This window comes from Citrobacter sp. Cb004 (assembly GCF_030337065.1).
Classification (GTDB): domain Bacteria; phylum Pseudomonadota; class Gammaproteobacteria; order Enterobacterales; family Enterobacteriaceae; genus Citrobacter; species Citrobacter braakii.
The window spans coordinates 362,646-381,392 of the sequence record NZ_JAOWCH010000066.1; the positions used below are offsets into that span (position 1 = coordinate 362,646).

The 18,747-nt window shown below is 53.4% G+C and carries 20 protein-coding genes; 14 read left to right on the forward strand and 6 right to left on the reverse strand.

Annotation, left to right across the window (positions count from 1 at the left end; all coding sequences use genetic code 11):
* Position 1: 1 nt before the first annotated feature.
* Both kdpA and kdpF read right to left on the reverse strand, forming a co-directional pair.
* Positions 2-1,681, reverse strand: coding sequence for a potassium-transporting ATPase subunit KdpA (gene kdpA, locus OGV65_RS18945; RefSeq protein WP_046274707.1), 1,680 nt, complete (start codon positions 1,679-1,681; stop codon positions 2-4).
* Positions 1,681-1,770, reverse strand: a complete 90-nt coding sequence (gene kdpF, locus OGV65_RS18950; RefSeq protein ID WP_001670793.1) for a K(+)-transporting ATPase subunit F — start codon at positions 1,768-1,770, stop codon at positions 1,681-1,683. The genes kdpA and kdpF overlap by 1 nt, the downstream gene beginning before the upstream one ends.
* Positions 1,771-2,078: 308 nt before the next feature.
* Between kdpF and OGV65_RS18955 the strand changes: the two genes are divergently transcribed.
* The 3 genes from OGV65_RS18955 (at position 2,079) to OGV65_RS18965 (ending at position 4,922) form a co-directional block, all read left to right on the forward strand.
* Positions 2,079-2,285, forward strand: a complete 207-nt coding sequence (locus OGV65_RS18955) for a YbfA family protein (protein ID WP_003022870.1) — start codon at positions 2,079-2,081, stop codon at positions 2,283-2,285.
* 124 nt (positions 2,286-2,409) lie between these two features.
* Positions 2,410-3,828 (forward strand): deoxyribodipyrimidine photo-lyase, encoded by a 1,419-nt coding sequence (phrB, locus tag OGV65_RS18960; protein WP_286455328.1) that lies wholly within the window; start codon positions 2,410-2,412, stop codon positions 3,826-3,828.
* Between the two features lie 161 nt (positions 3,829-3,989).
* Complete coding sequence (locus OGV65_RS18965) at positions 3,990-4,922, forward strand: Rpn family recombination-promoting nuclease/putative transposase (protein WP_279265157.1); 933 nt, start codon at positions 3,990-3,992, stop codon at positions 4,920-4,922.
* 49 nt (positions 4,923-4,971) lie between these two features.
* On the opposite strand, the gene dtpD is transcribed toward OGV65_RS18965, so the two are convergent.
* Positions 4,972-6,453 carry a dipeptide permease DtpD gene (gene dtpD, locus OGV65_RS18970; RefSeq protein WP_016152272.1) on the reverse strand — a complete coding sequence of 494 codons (1,482 nt, stop codon included), beginning with the start codon at positions 6,451-6,453 and terminating at the stop codon, positions 4,972-4,974.
* 289 nt (positions 6,454-6,742) lie between these two features.
* Here dtpD and ybgI point away from each other — a divergent pair, with 289 nt between their 5' ends.
* From ybgI to nei, 8 genes are read left to right on the forward strand one after another with little or no spacing between them, the layout of a single operon-like run.
* Entirely contained in the window at positions 6,743-7,486 is a 744-nt protein-coding gene (gene ybgI / locus OGV65_RS18975; protein ID WP_016152273.1) for a radiation resistance protein YbgI, read from the forward strand.
* A gap of 15 nt (positions 7,487-7,501) precedes the next feature.
* Positions 7,502-8,158 (forward strand): 5-oxoprolinase subunit PxpB, encoded by a 657-nt coding sequence (gene pxpB / locus OGV65_RS18980; RefSeq protein ID WP_046274709.1) that lies wholly within the window; start codon positions 7,502-7,504, stop codon positions 8,156-8,158.
* Complete coding sequence (gene pxpC / locus OGV65_RS18985; RefSeq protein WP_047497731.1) at positions 8,152-9,084, forward strand: 5-oxoprolinase subunit PxpC; 933 nt, start codon at positions 8,152-8,154, stop codon at positions 9,082-9,084. The genes pxpB and pxpC overlap by 7 nt, the downstream gene beginning before the upstream one ends.
* Positions 9,074-9,808, forward strand: coding sequence for a 5-oxoprolinase subunit PxpA (gene pxpA / locus OGV65_RS18990; RefSeq protein ID WP_279265155.1), 735 nt, complete (start codon positions 9,074-9,076; stop codon positions 9,806-9,808). The genes pxpC and pxpA overlap by 11 nt, the downstream gene beginning before the upstream one ends.
* A 55-nt stretch (positions 9,809-9,863) precedes the next feature.
* Positions 9,864-10,586 (forward strand): DUF969 domain-containing protein, encoded by a 723-nt coding sequence (locus OGV65_RS18995; protein ID WP_003831395.1) that lies wholly within the window; start codon positions 9,864-9,866, stop codon positions 10,584-10,586.
* Entirely contained in the window at positions 10,583-11,578 is a 996-nt protein-coding gene (locus OGV65_RS19000) for a DUF979 domain-containing protein (RefSeq protein WP_286455329.1), read from the forward strand. Before OGV65_RS18995 ends, OGV65_RS19000 begins: the two co-directional genes overlap by 4 nt.
* Before the next feature lie 9 nt (positions 11,579-11,587).
* Positions 11,588-12,232, forward strand: a complete 645-nt coding sequence (gene pcp, locus OGV65_RS19005) for a pyroglutamyl-peptidase I (protein WP_286455330.1) — start codon at positions 11,588-11,590, stop codon at positions 12,230-12,232.
* Between the two features lie 14 nt (positions 12,233-12,246).
* Complete coding sequence (gene nei / locus OGV65_RS19010) at positions 12,247-13,038, forward strand: endonuclease VIII (RefSeq protein ID WP_137352662.1); 792 nt, start codon at positions 12,247-12,249, stop codon at positions 13,036-13,038.
* Here the strand turns inward: nei and OGV65_RS19015 are convergent.
* The 3 genes from OGV65_RS19015 to OGV65_RS25540 all read right to left on the reverse strand — a co-directional run bounded on the left by OGV65_RS19015 (position 13,035) and on the right by OGV65_RS25540 (position 15,797).
* On the reverse strand, positions 13,035-14,081 hold the full coding sequence (locus OGV65_RS19015) for an AbrB family transcriptional regulator (protein WP_103766035.1): 1,047 nt from the start codon (positions 14,079-14,081) through the stop codon (positions 13,035-13,037). The two genes, nei and OGV65_RS19015, sit on opposite strands and share 4 nt — an antisense overlap.
* Before the next feature lie 172 nt (positions 14,082-14,253).
* A complete protein-coding gene (locus OGV65_RS19020; protein WP_016152281.1) occupies positions 14,254-15,537 on the reverse strand; it encodes a citrate synthase in 1,284 nt (427 codons plus the stop codon).
* Between the two features lie 206 nt (positions 15,538-15,743).
* Positions 15,744-15,797 (reverse strand): hypothetical protein, encoded by a 54-nt coding sequence (locus tag OGV65_RS25540; RefSeq protein WP_418135082.1) that lies wholly within the window; start codon positions 15,795-15,797, stop codon positions 15,744-15,746.
* A gap of 437 nt (positions 15,798-16,234) precedes the next feature.
* On the opposite strand from OGV65_RS25540, the gene sdhC reads away from it, so the two are divergent.
* The 3 genes from sdhC to sdhA are packed head-to-tail and all read left to right on the forward strand — an operon-like array spanning position 16,235 to position 18,746.
* A complete protein-coding gene (gene sdhC, locus OGV65_RS19025; RefSeq protein ID WP_016152282.1) occupies positions 16,235-16,639 on the forward strand; it encodes a succinate dehydrogenase cytochrome b556 subunit in 405 nt (134 codons plus the stop codon).
* Positions 16,633-16,980, forward strand: coding sequence for a succinate dehydrogenase membrane anchor subunit (gene sdhD, locus OGV65_RS19030; protein ID WP_005122550.1), 348 nt, complete (start codon positions 16,633-16,635; stop codon positions 16,978-16,980). The genes sdhC and sdhD overlap by 7 nt, the downstream gene beginning before the upstream one ends.
* Positions 16,980-18,746 (forward strand): succinate dehydrogenase flavoprotein subunit, encoded by a 1,767-nt coding sequence (gene sdhA / locus OGV65_RS19035; protein WP_286455331.1) that lies wholly within the window; start codon positions 16,980-16,982, stop codon positions 18,744-18,746. Before sdhD ends, sdhA begins: the two co-directional genes overlap by 1 nt.
* Position 18,747 lies beyond the last annotated feature (1 nt).

An 18,747-nucleotide genomic window follows, 5' to 3' on the forward strand; every position in this document is an offset into this window, starting at 1 on the left:
CTCAGTGTAATGACAGGTATTCTGCGACCGGGCCAAGCGCCAGGGCAGGAACAAAGGTGAGAGCGCCAACCAGTAACACCGTACCGATTAACAACCCGACAAACAGCGCGCCGTGGGTAGGTAGCGTGCCTGGGCTTGCTGGCTGGATCTTTTTACTAACCAGCGACCCGGCAATAGCCATCACGGGGATGATCACGCCGAAGCGACCGAAGAACATGCACAGGGCCAGCAGGCAGTTCCAGAACGGGCTATTGGCGCTTAATCCGGCAAAGGCGCTACCGTTGTTGTTCGAGGCAGACGACACGGCATACAGGACTTCACTAAAGCCGTGAGGACCTGGATTAAGCATGGCGCTGCGCCCGGCATCGCTCATCATGGCGATCGCTGTACCGAGCAGGACCAGCGTAGGGGTGACCAGAATCGCCAGCGCGGTCATTTTCATTTCGCGCACGTCGATTTTCTTACCCAGATACTCCGGCGTACGGCCAATCATTAACCCGGCGATAAATACCGCCAGCAGCACGAACAGCAGCATGCCGTACAGACCTGAACCCACACCGCCGAAGACCACTTCACCAATCTGCATCAGCCACATAGGTACCATGCCGCCCAGTGCGGTAAAGGAGTCATGCATCGCATCGACAGCCCCGCAGGATGCTGCTGTGGTGACGACGGAAAAGAGACTCGTGGCCAGCACGCCAAAGCGGCTCTCCTTGCCCTCCATGTTGATATTGCTGTCGGCACCGAATGCCATCAGGTGCGGGTTGCCCTGAACTTCGGCCCACATCACGACGGCAACGCAGACCGCAAAAATCAATGACATGGCCCACAGTAAGGTCCGCCCCTGACGACGATCGCCCACTACATCACCAAAGGCAAAACACAGCGCAGTGGGAATTAAGAAAATAGCCAGCATCTGTACCAGATTGGTCAGTGCGGTTGGGTTTTCAAACGGATGCGATGAGTTAGCGTTAAAGAATCCCCCTCCGTTAGTGCCGAGCATCTTAATCGCTTCCTGTGAGGCGACTGGCCCCATTGGCAGCAGCTGTTTCACCCCTTCAAGGGTGGTGATGGGCTGATAAGGCAATATGTTTTGCAACGTACCTTGCTGAATGAAGAACAGGGCAATGAGCAACGCAATAGGGACGAGGATCCACAGCGTAATGCGAACCAGATCGACCCAGGCGTTGCCCAGCGTGTTCATACTCTGGCGTGTGAAAGCGCGGGTCAGGGCAAAAATCACCGCAATTCCGGTCGCCGCAGACAGGAAATTCTGCACAGTCAACCCAGCCATCTGGCTGAAATAGCTTAAGGTGGTTTCGCCAGCATAGGATTGCCAGTTGGTATTAGTGACAAAACTCACCGCCGTGTTGAGCGCCAGATCCCACGAAAGCCCTGGCAGTTGCTGGGGATTTAACGGCAGCAGGTTTTGCGCCATCAGCATCGAAAACAGGACCAGCAGGCCCAGCGCATTGAGAGCGAGGATAGCCAGCAGATACTGCCGCCAGTTCATCTCCTGCTGCGAGATGCCCAGACCGCGCCAGAGTAAATGCTCCGCGCCAACCAGACCCGGCAGGGGCGTATTGTTGATCAGTCGAGCCAGCCCAAATCCCAACGGTCTGGCGATGACAAATAGCACCAGCAAGAAACTGGCAATGAGTAAAAATCCTTGGGCTGCCATCAGAACGCCTCCGCATTGATCAGGGCATAGACCAGGTAACCTAATAATAAAAAGACCAGCACAATGCCGGTTATCACGCCTGCACTCACAGTGCACCTCCAGTGGCATAAATGTGATAACCAGAGCGTAGGTTTTTGCTTGCAAAGATTTCGCAAAAATCAGCGGCTGGGGTGTAAAAAAAGTATAAAAATGGCAAAAACCATTATTTAACTAATGGTTAGTATTAATTTAACCTTTATGTAACTTAATTACGGTTTTATGCTAAACGGAGCATCAATAGATAAAAATAAGTGGTCGGATGAGTAGCAAAATTACACACAAGGCGGTATTATTTTCATCAGTTAACCAAGTTTATTTTTCCGGTGCTATTCACCGAACAGATATATGGGAGAGGATTATGGACTTTTATAAAGAATATCCAGCACACATTGTTTTCTTGCGCCGTACCTTTGCCGTAGTGGCGGGCGTGCTGGCGCTACCGGTCATGCTGTTCTGGAAAGACCGCGCTCGTTTTTACAGCTATCTGCACCGCGTCTGGTCTAAAACCAGTGATAAACCGGTGTGGATGGAGCAGGCTGAAAAAGCCACCTGCGATTTCTACTAAGTTATCGTTCTTGCTCAAGAAAACCGCTCACAGTAATGTGGCGGTTTTTTTTATGCGCCGACGTCTACACTTGTCGGTGTAATAGATAACGAGTGGCAATGATTAATTTATATCCGGGAGTATTATGACCACCCATCTGGTCTGGTTTCGACGTGATTTACGTCTGCATGACAACCTCGCGCTGGCGGCGGCTTGTCGGGATCGTACTGCGCAGGTCATCGCGCTATATATCTCTACTCCTGAGCAGTGGAAGGCGCACGAAATGGCCCCACGTCAGGCGGCATTTGTGAGTGCGCAGTTGAATGCGTTGCAGACGGCGCTGGCGGAAAAAGGCATCCCGCTTCTGTTTGATGAAGTTGCAGATTTTGCGGCCAGCGTGGAAACCGTCAAAAACGTCTGCGCACAGCATAGCGTCAGCCGATTGTTTTATAACTATCAATACGAAATAAACGAACGTCAGCGTGATGTCGCCGTTGAGAAGGTACTACCCCATGTGGTGTGTGAAGGGTTTGACGACAGCGTGATCTTGCCTCCGGGGGCGGTCATGACCGGCAATCTCGAAATGTATAAAGTCTTTACACCGTTTAAAAATGCCTGGCTGAAGCGGATTAAAGAGGGTGTTCCAGAATGCGTTAGCGCGCCGAAGGTGAGAGAAAGCGGCGCTCTTGACGCTCCGTTAACATCAATAACGCTGAGCTATCCGCAGCAAGATTTTGATGCGCAGCGGTTTGTGGCAGAAGAAAAACTGGCTATCGCGCAATTACGCCAGTTTTGCCAGCAGGCCGCGAGAGAATATGAGCAACGGCGTGATTTCCCCGCGGTTGACGGTACCAGTCGATTATCCGCGAGCCTGGCGACAGGGGGATTGTCGCCGCGCCAGTGCCTGAATCGACTGCTCGCGGAGCAGCCGCAGGCGCTTGAAGGAGGGGAAGGCTGCGTCTGGCTGAACGAACTTATCTGGCGTGAATTTTATCGTCATCTGATGACTTACCATCCGGCGCTGTGTCGGCATCAACCGTTTATCCGTTGGACCGATCGCGTGCAATGGCAGAATAATCCTGCACATTTGCAAGCCTGGCAAACAGGGAACACGGGATACCCGATTGTTGATGCGGCGATGCGTCAGCTCAACGCCACGGGCTGGATGCATAATCGATTACGCATGATTACGGCCAGTTTTTTAGTGAAAGATCTACTGATCGACTGGCGTAAAGGCGAGCAATATTTTATGTCGCAACTGATCGATGGCGATCTGGCGGCCAATAACGGCGGCTGGCAGTGGGCGGCCTCAACCGGGACCGACGCCGCACCGTATTTCCGTATCTTTAACCCCACGACTCAGGGCGAAAAATTTGATCGCGACGGCGAGTTTATCCGCCAGTGGCTGCCGGAACTGCGCGATGTGCCGGGTAAAGCCATTCATGATCCGTGGACGTGGGCTGAAAAAGCGCAGGTTACGCTTAACTATCCTCGTCCGATTGTCGATCATAAACAGGCAAGACTGGCGACGCTGGCGGCCTATGAGGCGGCGCGCAAGGGATAAGTATGTGACCGATTTTTGCGTAATGCCTTCCAGCAGAATGAACATGTTGCAGCCGGGAGCTTTTAGCGCTGAAACGTGCTCTCAGTACCGTGAATACCCTGCTGCATAAGTTTTCCCTCAGCAGTAAATTTCTGTCATCTTCATTCAGATGACGGAAATTAATGACAACGCCAACGCCAACGACATCCACACCGCACGATGCGGTGTTTAAAACGTTTTTACATCATCCCGAAACTGCGCGGGATTTTCTCGACATTCACCTACCAGCTGAACTGCGGACGCTTTGCGATTTGAATTCGCTGAAGCTGGAGTCAGAAAGCTTTATTGAAGCGGATTTACGTTCGCGCTACTCCGACGTGCTCTGGTCTTTGCACACACGCGACGGCGACGGTTATGTCTATGTGGTTTTAGAGCATCAAAGTTCAGCCGAGCTGCATATGGCTTTTCGTCTGTTGCGTTATGCGATGGCGGCGATGCAGCGCCATCTGGACGCAGGGCATAAGGAACTGCCGTTGGTGATACCGATGCTGTTTTATCATGGCTGCCGAAGCCCCTATCCGTACTCGTTGTGCTGGCTGGATGCCTTTGCCGACTCCGTGGCGGCAAGACAACTTTATTCCAGCGCATTTCCGTTGGTGGACATAACGGTGGTACCCGATGATGAGATCATGGCTCACAGGCGAATGGCGCTGCTGGAATTAATGCAAAAACATATCCGTCGGCGGGATTTGATGAGGCTGGTAGAGCAACTGACCACGCTGCTACTTACTGGATGCGCTAATGACACGCAATTACAAGCGATGTTTAATTACATTCTACAATCTGGCGATGAATCTCGCTTTAATGAGTTTATGCAAGAGATGACACAACGGATCCCCCAACACAAGGAGAGGCTGATGACTATTGCAGAGCGGTTACGGTTAGATGGATTACAGGAAGGTCTACAACAAGGTCTACAACAAGGACTACAACAAGGAAAACAAGAAGCGGCATTACGTATAGCACAAACCATGTTGGAACAGGGAATCGAACGCGAAATGGTAAAACTGGTGACCGGTGTTTCAGAAGCGGATTTGGCTGTAAACCATGCATAATTTCCAGAAAAACAGGCCCGAATCTTATTACATCATCGGGCCTGTAAACTCAGGACTCTACCGCCAGCGGACGATTTCTGAACTTCAGCGACTGGTACAGCCAAATCAGCAGTACCAGCACCACACAGGCCAGCGCGCCCCAGGTTATTTCGCTAAAGACATCAATATATGCATTGATGGAATAGTTGATAGCGCCCGCTGAGTCAAACGAACCTTGTGAGGTCTGATCGGCGATAACGCCGGCCAGGTAGTTGGCGATGGCCCCGGAAAGCAGCATGTAAATACCCGTTAATACGCCGGTCACTCCTGGGATCTCGATACGTGTAATCTGAGACATAGCCACCGGATCGATAAACAGCTCGGCAAAGCCCATGACCGCCAGCCCCAATACCATCAGCGGCATGGAAGAGTGACCGTAAGCCGCAGACCAGCGGGCGCTCAAGGTCAGAATACAGAATCCGGCGCTCATTAAACCGAGGCCAAGGGCAAATTTACCCCAGATACGTACGGTACGATTACCGCTAACGCTTTCTTTGACCACCCAGGCCAGCACGATACCGCACAGCATAACGGCAAAGGCGTTAACCGACTGGAACATCGCGGTAGGGACGGAATATCCCAGAATATCGCGGTTAACGAAGCGGTCGATATACAGGCTAATCGAACTGCCGCCCTGTTGAGCAAAGGCCCAGAACAATAGACTGAAGAAGGTCAGCGTAACGATAAGCCCCAGCTCTTTGCGCTGTTTCTGGGTCTGCGCCTGGCGGTAAATCTTCGCCAGAACCGCCAGACCAATAACAGTAGCAACGATCAGTGCGTAAACGGACCACTCTTTCCAGAACAGAACGGTAATCAGCAGCGGTGCTGCAACCAGCAGAACTAATAACCAGGCCCAGTTTGGCAGCATATATTTTTTCGCACACAAGACGGCCTTGTTGACGCCGGTGGTATGGGCGAAATGGCGATTACCGCATACGAAAATCACCAGCCCCGCCAGCATGCCAATCGCCGCCAGCGCAAAGCCCATCGCCCAACTGTACTCTTCCTGCACGTAGCCGCAGGCAATGGGCGCGATGATTGAACCAATATTACCGGCAGCGTAGAGCAGAGAGAATCCACCGTCACGGCGAGGGTCTTCAGGCTGATACAACTCGCCTAACAGGCAACTGATGTTGGATTTAAACAGACCGTAGCCACAGACAATAATCGCCAGCGATAAATAAAGGAACGCCGGGGCCATTTCGCTGGCGCCCAATACCAGATGCCCCACCGCCATTAAAAATGCGCCGATCATCACCGCCATTCGATTGCCGAGCACTTTATCGGCCAGGTATCCCCCAAGAATGGGCGTGACGTAGACCAGCGAGCAGTAGGCGCTGAAAAGTTCATATGCGTGATTATCGTCGTACTTAAGCTGGTTAGTGAGATACAGGATCAGCAATGCACGCATGCCGTAAAAACTGAAGTATTCCCAAATTTGTAGCGCAACGACGTAATAAATCGCCCGTGGTTGAGATGCTTGTTTATTCATTATTTTCTCGAAGTAAATGCCTCGCGACAGGCTGAACGTGCTGTGCGAGTGTGTTTCCTTAAAGTTTTAACTTTGATACAGATCTGATTATTTTTGCAATATGCTGTCTGATTGCATAAATATACATGAATTAGATCGCGTGGGGGTAAGCAAATTGCGTTCAAATCGGGTGTGATTGTTTCTTGATGTGTCAGTGAAATGTCTATCGACGAACGCAAGCGGGGACGCTATTTTAACCTAAGCTGTGTTGCTGATTGGGCAGGCAGAATTTATGACTACGAGGACGATGATGAAAAACACCGAACTGGAACAACTGATCAACGACAAACTGAACAGCGCCGCCATTAGCGACTATGCGCCGAATGGTTTGCAGGTTGAGGGCAAAGAGACGGTGCATAAAATCGTGACCGGCGTGACTGCAAGTCAAGCGTTGCTGGACGAGGCGGTACGCCTGCAGGCGGATGCGGTCATCGTTCATCACGGTTATTTCTGGAAAGGCGAATCTCCGGTTATTCGCGGTATGAAGCGCCATCGTCTGAAAACGCTGTTGGAAAATGATATCAACCTGTATGGCTGGCACCTGCCGCTGGATGCTCACCCGGAACTGGGTAATAACGCGCAGCTGGCAGCGCTGTTGGGGATCACCGTCATGGGTGAAATCGAGCCACTGGTGCCATGGGGAGAACTCTCCATGCCGGTTCCGGGGCTGGAGCTGGCATCGTGGATTGAAGCGCGTTTAGGCCGTAAACCGTTATGGTGCGGTGATACCGGGCCGGAAAAAGTTCAGCGCGTCGCCTGGTGTACAGGGGGCGGTCAGAGTTTCATTGATAGCGCAGCCCGGTTTGGTGTCGATGCCTTTATCACCGGTGAAGTCTCAGAGCAAACCATTCACTCAGCCCGCGAGCAGGGGTTGCATTTTTATGCTGCTGGTCACCATGCGACCGAACGCGGCGGCATTCGCGCATTGAGCGAATGGCTGAATGAAAATACCGATCTGGACGTAACCTTTATCGATATTCCTAATCCAGCGTAATAAAGAGGGACGAAAGTGCAGCGAGCGCGTTGTTATCTGTTAGGTGAAAGTGCGGTGGTTCTTGAGCTGGAACCTCCCATTACGCTGGCGACTCAGAAACGCATCTGGCGTCTGGCCCAGCGTCTGGTTGATGCCCCGAATGTGCTGGAAGCTATTCCGGGAATGAACAATATCACGGTTACCCTGCGCGACCCGAAAACGCTGGCGCTGGATGCGATTGAACGCCTGCAGCGCTGGTGGGAAGAGAGTGAGGCGCTGGAGCCGGACTCGCGCTTTATTGAAATTCCCGTGACCTATGGCGGTGAGTTCGGCCCCGATCTGGCAGAGGTCGCCCGGCACAGTGGATTAAGCGACAAGCAGGTCGTCGAACTTCATGCGTCGGTTGATTATGTGGTGTGGTTTATCGGTTTTCAGCCGGGATTTCCCTATCTCGGGAGCTTACCTGAACCACTCCATACTCCGAGGCGTGCGGAACCGCGTCTGCTTGTTCCGGCAGGTTCTGTCGGTATTGGCGGATCCCAAACGGGGGTCTATCCGCTTTCCACGCCAGGTGGATGGCAATTGATTGGCCGTACCTCCGTTGCGTTATTTGATCCAAAACGGCAGGAGCCGATTCTGTTACGGGCTGGCGATACCGTGCGTTTTGTCCCGCAGAAGGAGGGGATATGTTAAACATCATTCGCGCTGGCATGTACACCTCAGTACAGGACGGGGGACGCCATAGTTTTCGTCAATCCGGAATCAGTCACTGTGGCGCGCTGGATAAACCGGCGCTGAACGTTGCTAATCTGCTGGTGGGTAATGATGCGAATGCCGCTGCGCTGGAAATCACACTGGGGCAACTGGTGGTGGAATTTGAAACCGATGGCTGGTTTGCCCTGACCGGAGCGGGATGTGAAGCGCACCTGGATCGTACTCCCGTATGGAGCGGATGGCGGCTACCGGTGAAAGCCGGGCAACGTCTGACGCTAAAACGTCCACATCACGGCATGCGCAGCTATCTGGCGGTAGCGGGCGGTTTTGATGTGCCCGAAGTAATGGGGTCGCGCAGTACCGATCTCAAAGTCGGAATTGGCGGGCTGGAAGGGCGTCTGCTGCGCGATGGCGATCGGCTGCCAATTGGCGCATCGACCCGGCAATTCAGCGGGCCGCAGGGCGTAAAACAGCTGATGTGGGGCAACCACATTCGTGCGCTCCCCGGGCCTGAATACCAGGAGTTTGACGAAGTATCGCAGGCTTCTTTCTGGCGCTCCCCGTGGCAGCTGAGTCCGCAAAGCAACCGTATGGGGTATCGCTTGCAGGGGCAGTCGCTGACGCGCACGACCGATCGCGAGCTATTGTCGCATGGTTTGCTCCCTGGCGTAGTGCAGGTTCCGCATAATGGTCAGCCCATCGTGCTGATGAACGATGCTCAGACGACGGGCGGCTATCCGCGTATCGCCTGTATCATCGAAGCAGATATGTATCATCTGGCGCAGATCCCGCTCGGCCAGCCGATTCATTTTGTGCAGTGTTCGCTGGAGGAAGCGCTTAAGGCGCGCCAGGATCGGCAGCGTTATCTGGAACAGTTAACATGGCGACTTAACAATGAAAATTGATCTCAACGCAGACCTCGGTGAGGGATGCCCTAACGATGCAGCGCTGCTGCAACTGGTGTCATCAGCCAACATCGCCTGTGGGTTTCACGCCGGTGATGCGCAGACGATGCTTTTAAGCGTGCGCGAAGCGCTAAAAAATGGCGTAGCGATAGGTGCGCATCCGAGTTTTCCGGATCGGGAAAATTTTGGCCGTAGCGCCATGACCCTGCCTGTGGAAACGGTGTATGCGCAGACGCTGTATCAAATTGGTGCGCTGGCTGGCATCACGCGTGCGCAGGGCGGCGTAATGCGTCATGTTAAACCGCACGGTATGCTTTATAACCAGGCGGCGAAAGATCCTCAGTTGGCGGATGCTATTGCTCAAGCGGTGTATGCCTGCGATCCGTCGCTGGTTCTGGTAGGGCTGGCGGGAAGCGAACTGATTCGTGCCGGAGAACGCTATGGTCTGGTAACACGTCAGGAGGTTTTTGCCGATCGGGGTTATCAGGCGGATGGCAGTCTGGTGCCGCGCAGCCAACCGGGCGCATTGATTGAGGATGAAGAGCAGGCGCTGGCGCAAACGCTAGAAATGGTGCAATCCGGCAGAGTAAAAAGCCAGAGTGGAACGTGGGCGAGCGTGACAGCCCAGACGGTATGCATTCACGGGGATGGTGAGCACGCACTCGCTTTTGCCCGTCGCTTGCGAGCCGCATTCAATGCATGCAATATTCAAATTAGCGCATAAATTTATTCATATAAAACAATAATATATTACACAACAACATATACAGGACTGAATTATGGGAGAGGTAATTTCTCTCTGGCCATTGACGGGGATCGCCGTCATCGTGGTCGGATTTCTTTTACGTTTTAACCCGGTCTTGGTGGTCATTATTGCCGGGATCGTCACGGGGCTGGCGGCGCATATGCCGATCGCCACTATCCTTGAGAAGCTGGGTGAAGGTTTTCTTAACACCCGCAACCTGCCATTTATCCTGCTGATCCCGCTGGCGGTGATTGGCCTGCTGGAACGCCACGGACTCAAAGAGCGTGCTCAGGCGTGGATTGCAAAAATCCGCAGCGCCACCAGTGGCCGTCTGCTTATTGTCTATCTGTTCATTCGCGAAGCGACCGCTGCGTTAGGGTTGACCAGTCTGGGGGGGCATCCGCAGATGGTGCGTCCGCTGCTGGCGCCGATGGCGGAAGGGGCCGCAGAGAAAAATCACGGCGAGATACCTGGGGCGGTACGCTATCGTCTGCGCGCCATGTCAGCTGCGACCGATAACGTCGGACTGTTCTTCGGTGAAGATATCTTTGTTGCCTTCGGCGCCATCATTTTTATGCACAACTTTATGCTGGAGTCTGGTGGGATCCAGACCGAACCGCTGCATATTGCCTTGTGGGGGATCCCAACGGCAATTTGTGCATTCCTGATCCACGGTACGCGTCTGTGGCGTCTGGATAGCTATTTGCAACGTGAGGTGGCGAAAGCGAATGCCGCAGCGAAAGGGGAAGCGAAATGAATTTTCAACAAAGCTATCTCTATTGGCTGGCGGGAGCGGTATTACTGATTGTGGCGCTGATGTCCTGGCAGGACAAAGCGAACCCGCGTCGCTTTACCACCGGCCTGTTTTGGGGCATATACGGCGTACTGTTTCTGCTTGGCGACTGGACATACTCGCTGTTTGGCGACAAACGCACGGTGCATATTGCCGTTGGCGTCGCGGTGGTCGTGCTGGCCCTGATCGCCGGTTTTGGCGGCGTGAAGCTTGGAAGCTACCATCAACGAACGCAGCAACAGCGCGAAGAAAGCGCCAGTCGTCTGGGTAATCGCCTGTTTTTCCCGGCGCTGGCAATTCCGGTGGTAACGGTTATTGGCGTGCTGATGTTCAACCATATTCCGGGCTTACAGGATGCGCTGTTTGGGCCGGGTAATCACGCCACGCTGGTGACGCTCTTTTCCATGACCGCAGGCTCGTTGATTGGTCTGGCGATGGCGATAAAAATGACCCATGAGCGGGTTCATCAACCGATTCAGGAGGCGCGTCGTCTGCTGGACTCCATTGGCTGGGCGTTCATCCTGCCGCAGATTTTGGCCACGCTCGGGCTGTTGTTTACGGCAGCGGGCGTAGGCAGCGGTATTTCCTGGCTAACGCAAGAATACCTGGCGGTGGATAGCCGCTTTATCGCAGTGGCGGTGTACACCATCGGCATGGCATTGCTGACGATGGTCATGGGCAATGCGTTTGCCGCTTTCCCGATCGTGACCGCTGGAATTGGTATTCCGATCCTCGTGCTGCAGCACGGCGGCAATCCGGCAGTAATGGCGGCAATTGGTATGTTCTCTGGCTATTGCGGGACGTTAATGACGCCGATGGCGGCAAACTTTAACATTGTTCCTGCAGCGCTGCTGGAGCTGCCGGATAAAAACGCGGTGATTAAAGCGCAGGTGCCAACCGGCATACTGCTGTTGCTGGTCAACGTGTTCCTGATGTATTTCCTGATGTTCTTGTAAGGTGACAGGATGAAAACAGTACTCATCACGGGATTTGAACCCTTTGGCGGCGAGTCAGTTAACCCTTCCTGGGAAGTGGTCTCGGGCCTCGACAATGCTATCATCGGCGGATGCCGCGTCGTTGCCCGCCAACTGCCGTGCGTCTTTGGCGAGTCTCTTGCCGTACTCAATGGTGCGATTGACGCGCTGTCGCCATCACTGGTGCTGGCGGTGGGGCAGGCGGGGGGGCGCACGGATGTCACCGTGGAGCGCGTGGCGATCAACGTTGACGATGCGCGTATTGCGGATAATCAGGGTCAACAGCCGGTAGATGTGCCGATTGTGGCCGATGGTCCGGCGGCATGGTTTAGTTCGTTGCCGATCAAAGCGATGGTTGTTGCCATGCGCAACGCGGGAATTCCGGCTTCGGTTTCCCAAACCGCGGGCACTTTCGTTTGTAACCACGTGATGTATGGCCTACTGCATAAACTACGTGACGTTCCGGCGGTGAAGGGAGGATTTATTCATATCCCTTATTTGCCGCAACAGGCTGCACAGCACCCCGGGGCGCCAAGTATGGCAGCGGACACGGTGCGCCGGGCGCTGGAAGTTGCGATTGCCACCGCGTTGCAGGTGGCGAGTGATATCGCAGTGACGGGCGGTGCAACACATTAAAAAAGGACAGTATTATGCCTGAAGGCCCGGAGATCCGCCGCGCGGCGGATAACCTGGAGGCGGCAGTCAAAGGCAAACCCCTGACCGATGTCTGGTTTGCCTTTGAGCAGCTAAAACCGTATCAATCTCAACTGATTGGGCAGAGTGTTACCCAGCTTGAAACGCGGGGTAAAGCATTGCTGACCCATTTTTCTAATGGATTGACGCTGTACAGCCACAATCAGCTCTATGGCGTGTGGCGAGTGGTGGATACCGGAAAAATACCGCAGACTTCGCGGGTACTGCGTGTCAGGTTGCAAACACATGACAAAACTATTCTGCTCTATAGCGCCTCTGATATCGACATGCTGACGCCGGAACAGCTCGCTACCCATCCGTTCCTGCAACGGGTTGGGCCGGACGTCCTGGATTTACGTTTAACGCCCGATGACGTGAAAGCGCGTCTGTTATCCCCGCGTTTTCGCAATCGCCAGTTTTCTGGCCTGCTGTTGGACCAGGCGTTTCTGGCGGGATTAGGTAACTACCTGCGGGTAGAGATTCTCTGGCAGGTAGGGCTGACCGGGCAGCATAAAGCGTCGATGCTCGGAGATGAGCAGTTGGATGCGCTGGCGCATGCGCTGCTTGATATTCCTCGTTTGTCCTATAACACCCGCGGGCTGGTGGATGAGAACAAACATCACGGCGCGCTGTTTCGCTTTAAGGTCTTTCACCGGGATGGTGAAGCCTGTGAGCGCTGTGGCGGAACCATCGAAAAAACGACGCTCTCTTCACGACCCTTTTACTGGTGTCCGGGATGTCAGCACTAAGCGGGATGCTTTGGCGCGTGTAGCGAAATAAACCGCGCCACCGCCGGGCCAGTCAATAAAATACTGAATAGCCGCAGGGTTTGCATCGCCATGATCAGCGCCATATCGGCGTGACTCCCTGCGGCAATCACCGCAACAGAATCTACGCCGCCTGGACTGGTCGCCAGATAGGCGGTAAGAAAATCTATCTGCATGTAATGCGCCAGTCCCCAGGCCATAGCGGCGCAGATCGCCATCAGTGAAAAAATGGACAAGAGGATTTGCGGTAAGGGGCGCAACGCCATTAAAAAGATCTGCTTGTCAAAACCCAGGCCGATTTGCCAGCCGATGGCCATATAGGCAATCGCCAGCAGCCATTCCGGCAGTTCGATCACCATCACGCCACCGGCATTCAGCAATGCGCCTGCCAACATCGGTAGCAACATGACGCCAGAGGGAATACGCAATAGACGCCCGGCCGTACCGGCAACGGCGGCCAGCGCCAGGGTACTGAACAGATTGCTGCTCAGCGGCGGAAACCAGAGAATTTGCTCACTGACCGTTTGGGCCTGGTCGCCCATCATCACTCGGGTGACCAGTGCTGCCGCGCCAACCACCAACAGTACGCGCAGATACTGCATAAACGCCACCAGCCGGATGTCGGCACCATATTCCTGCGCCATCGCCACCATTGCCGCCGCACCGCCAGGTGACGAGCCCCATGCACCGGTGTTTCCCGGTAGGTTACTATAGCGAACCAGCAGCCAGCCGATTACCGCGCTGCTGATAAGGGTCGCCAGCAGGATGATAATCACCATCGGCCAGTGGGCCGTAAGGGTCGTCAAGATTGAGCCCGTCAGGTTTTGGGCAATCATGCAGCCAAGAATCGCCTGCGCGCCAAGAAATGTGCAGCGGGGAGGGTGTAGTGAGATGCCGCGCATACTGAATATGATGCCGACGATCATCGAACCGAGCAGCAGCGGTCCTGGAAGGTGTATAAACAAAAAGAACAGGGAAAGAAGGAGCGATAGCAGAAACAACAGGCTCCACTGCAAAACAGGCATCCCATGCTCCTGAGTGAAATGACGGAAATCTCAGTAAATCATAGAGAAAGCATGATGAGAATAAAATAATATGCATCAAAAAAAAGGTCGGATTGTGGCTTCAATGCCTTGTCCGACCCGGGAGAATTAATGGCTGTAAGCCGGACAGGCGCTGGCGCCATCCGGCAGACAATTAACGCTTAATATCAGACTTAAAATCGCGCTTGTCGTAGCCGGTGTACAGCTGACGCGGACGAGCGATTTTCATGCCGTCGGTGTGCATTTCGTTCCAGTGTGCAATCCAGCCCACGGTACGCGCCATGGCGAAGATAACGGTGAACATGGAAGACGGAATACCCATCGCCTTCAGGATAATGCCGGAGTAGAAATCTACGTTCGGGTAGAGTTTCTTCTCGATGAAGTACGGGTCGTTGAGCGCAATGTGTTCAAGTTCCATCGCCACTTCCAGCAGATCATCTTTGGTGCCCAGTTCTTTCAGTACTTCATGGCAGGTTTCACGCATGACGGTGGCGCGCGGGTCATAGTTTTTATAAACACGGTGACCAAAGCCCATCAGGCGGAAGGAATCATTCTTGTCTTTCGCGCGGCGAACAAATTCCGGAATGTGTTTAACAGAGCTGATTTCTTCCAGCATTTTCAGCGCAGCTTCGTTTGCGCCGCCGTGTGCGGGTCCCCACAGGGAAGCAATACCGGCCGCGATGCAGGCAAACGGGTTAGCGCCAGAAGAACCGGCGGTACGAACGGTAGAGGTTGAGGCGTTCTGTTCGTGGTCAGCGTGCAGGATCAAGATACGGTCCATTGCGCGTTCCAGAATCGGATTCACTTCGTATTTTTCGCACGGCGTGGAGAACATCATGTTCAGGAAGTTACCGGCGTAGGAGAGGTCATTACGCGGGTACACGAACGGCTGTCCGATGGAATATTTGTAGCACATCGCTGCCATGGTCGGCATTTTGGACAGCAGACGGAAGGCGGCGATTTCACGGTGACGCGGATTATTCACATCCAGCGAGTCGTGGTAGAACGCAGCCAGCGCCCCGGTAACACCACACATAACGGCCATCGGGTGAGAGTCGCGGCGGAAACCGTGGAACAGGCGGGTGATCTGTTCGTGGATCATGGTATGGCGAGTGACTGTGGTTTTGAACTCGTCGTACTCCTCCTGCGTCGGTTTTTCGCCGTACAGCAGGATATAACACACTTCCAGATAGTTCGACTCGGTCGCCAACTGATCAATCGGGAAGCCGCGATGCAGCAAAATACCTTCGTCACCGTCGATGAAAGTAATTTTGGATTCGCAGGATGCGGTAGAGGTGAAACCTGGGTCAAAAGTAAACATCCCTTTTGAGCCAAGACTACGAATATCAATAACATCTTGACCGAGCGTACCTTTCAGCACATCCAGTTCAATAGCAGAGTCACCATTTAGAGTGATTTTTGCTTTAGTATCAGCCATTTACGGTCTCCTTAGCGCCTTATTGCTTAAGACTGCTGGAACTCACATTTGCCTTCGTACATCAATGAACCGTTACCAGTTTGTTATTTGGCTCGCCGCTCTGCGAAAGAGGGGATAACCTGGGTACAGAGCTATGGGCGCTTGCAGGTAAAACGGTCTTTTCATGGCGAATAAACTGCAAATCAAGAACTTAGCAATCCGAATTATTAAACCTGTCTATCACTAATAACTGTCCTGACTGTATTGGTCAATACTTCCACACTGTTACATAACTAAATGTCCGGTGAAAGAGTGACCCCATAACTTTTACGCATTATATGCTTTTTCTGGTGTCGTTTGTAACAACTTTGTTTAATGATTGTCAAATTAGATGGTTAAAAATTAAAATAATGTTGTTATCGTGACCTATGTCACTGTTCGGGATAAAACCCGACAAACTATATGTAGGTTAATTGTAATGATTTTGTGAACGTCCTATACTGCCGCCAGGTCTCCGGAATACCCTGCAATCCCGAGCCAACCAGCGTTGTAACGTGTCGTTTTAGCATCTGGAAGCAGTGTTTTATATGACGCGTAGTTATAGTAAGGACGCTGTCTGACCCGCACGCAGACCGGAGGAAGGAAATCCCGTCGTCTTTCAGGCTACAGGTGTCTTCATCTTCTGTACCCGAAGTCCAAAGGGAATAATAAGAACAGCATGTGGGCGTTATTCATGATAAGAAATGTGAAAAAACAAAGACCTGTCAATCTGGATCTACAAACGATCCGGTTCCCAATCACGGCGATAGCGTCCATTCTCCATCGCGTATCCGGAGTGATCACCTTCGTGGCGGTCGGGATTCTGTTGTGGTTATTGGGTACCAGCCTTTCCTCCCCTGAAGGTTTCCTCGCGGCGTCATCCATTATGAATAACTTCTTTGTGGAGTTAATTCTGTGGGGGATCCTGATTGCGCTGGCATATCACGCCGTAATGGGCATTCGCCATCTGTTGATGGATTTTGGCTATATCGAAGAAACCCTCGAAGCAGGGACACGTTCCGCCAAAATTTGTTTCGTTATCATTGTCGTGCTTTCACTTCTCGCAGGAGTCCTCGTATGGTAAGCAACGCCTCCGCATTAGGACGCAACGGCGTACATGACTTCATTCTGGTCCGTGCTACCGCTATCGTTCTGACGTTATACATCATCTATATGGTCGGCTTCTTCGCCACCAGCGGCGAACTGACGTTTGAAGTCTGGACCGGTTTCTTTTCATCGGCATTCACCAAAGTCTTCACCCTGCTGGCTCTTTTCTCCATCTTGATTCATGCCTGGATCGGCATGTGGCAGGTGTTGACCGACTACGTTAAACCGCTGGCCGTGCGCCTGATTCTGCAACTGGCTATCGTCGTTGCGCTGGTGGTTTACGTCATTTATGGATTTGTTGTGGTGTGGGGTGTGTAATGAAACTGCCAGTCAGAGAATTTGATGCTGTTGTGATTGGTGCCGGCGGCGCAGGTATGCGCGCGGCGCTGCAAATTTCCCAGAGCGGTCAGACCTGTGCGCTGCTCTCCAAAGTGTTCCCAACCCGTTCCCATACCGTATCTGCGCAAGGTGGCATCACCGTTGCGCTCGGTAATACCCATGAAGATAACTGGGAATGGCACATGTACGACACCGTGAAAGGGTCGGACTACATTGGTGACCAGGACGCTATTGAATATATGTGTAAAACCGGTCCGGAAGCGATTCTGGAGCTGGACCACATGGGGCTGCCGTTCTCTCGCCTCGATAATGGCACAATTTATCAACGTCCGTTTGGCGGCCAGTCGAAGAATTTCGGCGGTGAGCAGGCGGCACGTACCGCGGCAGCGGCAGACCGTACCGGCCATGCGCTGTTGCACACGCTGTATCAGCAGAACCTGAAAAACCATACCACCATCTTCTCCGAATGGTATGCGCTGGATCTGGTGAAAAATGCCGATGGCGCGATTGTTGGTTGTACCGCGCTGTGTATCGAAACCGGTGAAGTAGTTTACTTCAAAGCTCGCGCAACCGTGCTGGCGACCGGCGGTGCTGGCCGTATTTATCAGTCCACCACCAACGCCCACATCAACACCGGTGACGGCGTCGGTATGGCTATCCGCGCTGGTGTGCCGGTGCAGGATATGGAGATGTGGCAGTTCCACCCAACCGGTATCGCTGGCGCGGGTGTTCTGGTAACAGAAGGCTGTCGTGGTGAAGGTGGCTACCTGCTGAACAAACACGGTGAGCGCTTCATGGAGCGTTATGCCCCGAATGCGAAAGACCTGGCGGGTCGTGACGTGGTGGCGCGTTCCATCATGATCGAAATCCGCGAAGGTCGCGGCTGCGACGGTCCGTGGGGGCCGCACGCCAAACTGAAACTCGACCACCTGGGTAAAGAAGTGCTGGAGTCCCGTCTGCCGGGTATTCTCGAACTGTCCCGTACCTTTGCTCACGTTGACCCGGTGAAAGAGCCGATCCCGGTTATCCCAACCTGCCACTATATGATGGGCGGTATTCCGACCAAAGTCACCGGCCAGGCGCTGACCGTGAATGAGCAGGGCGAAGATGTGGTGATCCCAGGGCTGTTTGCCGTCGGTGAAATCGCCTGCGTATCGGTTCACGGTGCTAACCGTTTGGGCGGCAACTCTCTGCTTGACCTGGTGGTATTTGGTCGTGCCGTGGGTCTGCATCTGCAGGAATCTATCGCAGAGCAGGGTGACCAGCTGGATGCAACCGAAGATGAAATCGACGCTTCTCTGGCGCGTCTGAATCGCTGGAACGGTAACCGTAACGGTGAAGATCCGGTGGCAATTCGTAAAGCGCTGCAAGAATGTATGCAGCATAACTTCTCGGTATTCCGCGAAGGCGATGCGATGGCGAAGGGCCTGGAAGAGCTGAAAGCGATTCGCGAACGCCTGAAAAATGCCCGTCTGGACGATACCTCCAGCGAGTTCAACACCCAGCGCGTTGAGTGTCTGGAGCTGGATAACCTGATGGAGACCGCGTACGCCACTGCAGTATCTGCAAACTTCCGTACCGAAAGCCGTGGCGCGCATAGCCGCTTCGACTTCCCGGAACGTGATGACGAAAACTGGCTGTGCCATTCCCTGTACCTGCCAGAGTCGGAATCCATGACGCGACGTCAAGTCAATATGGAACCGAAGCTGCGCCCGGCATTCCCGCCGAAGATTCGTACTTATTAAT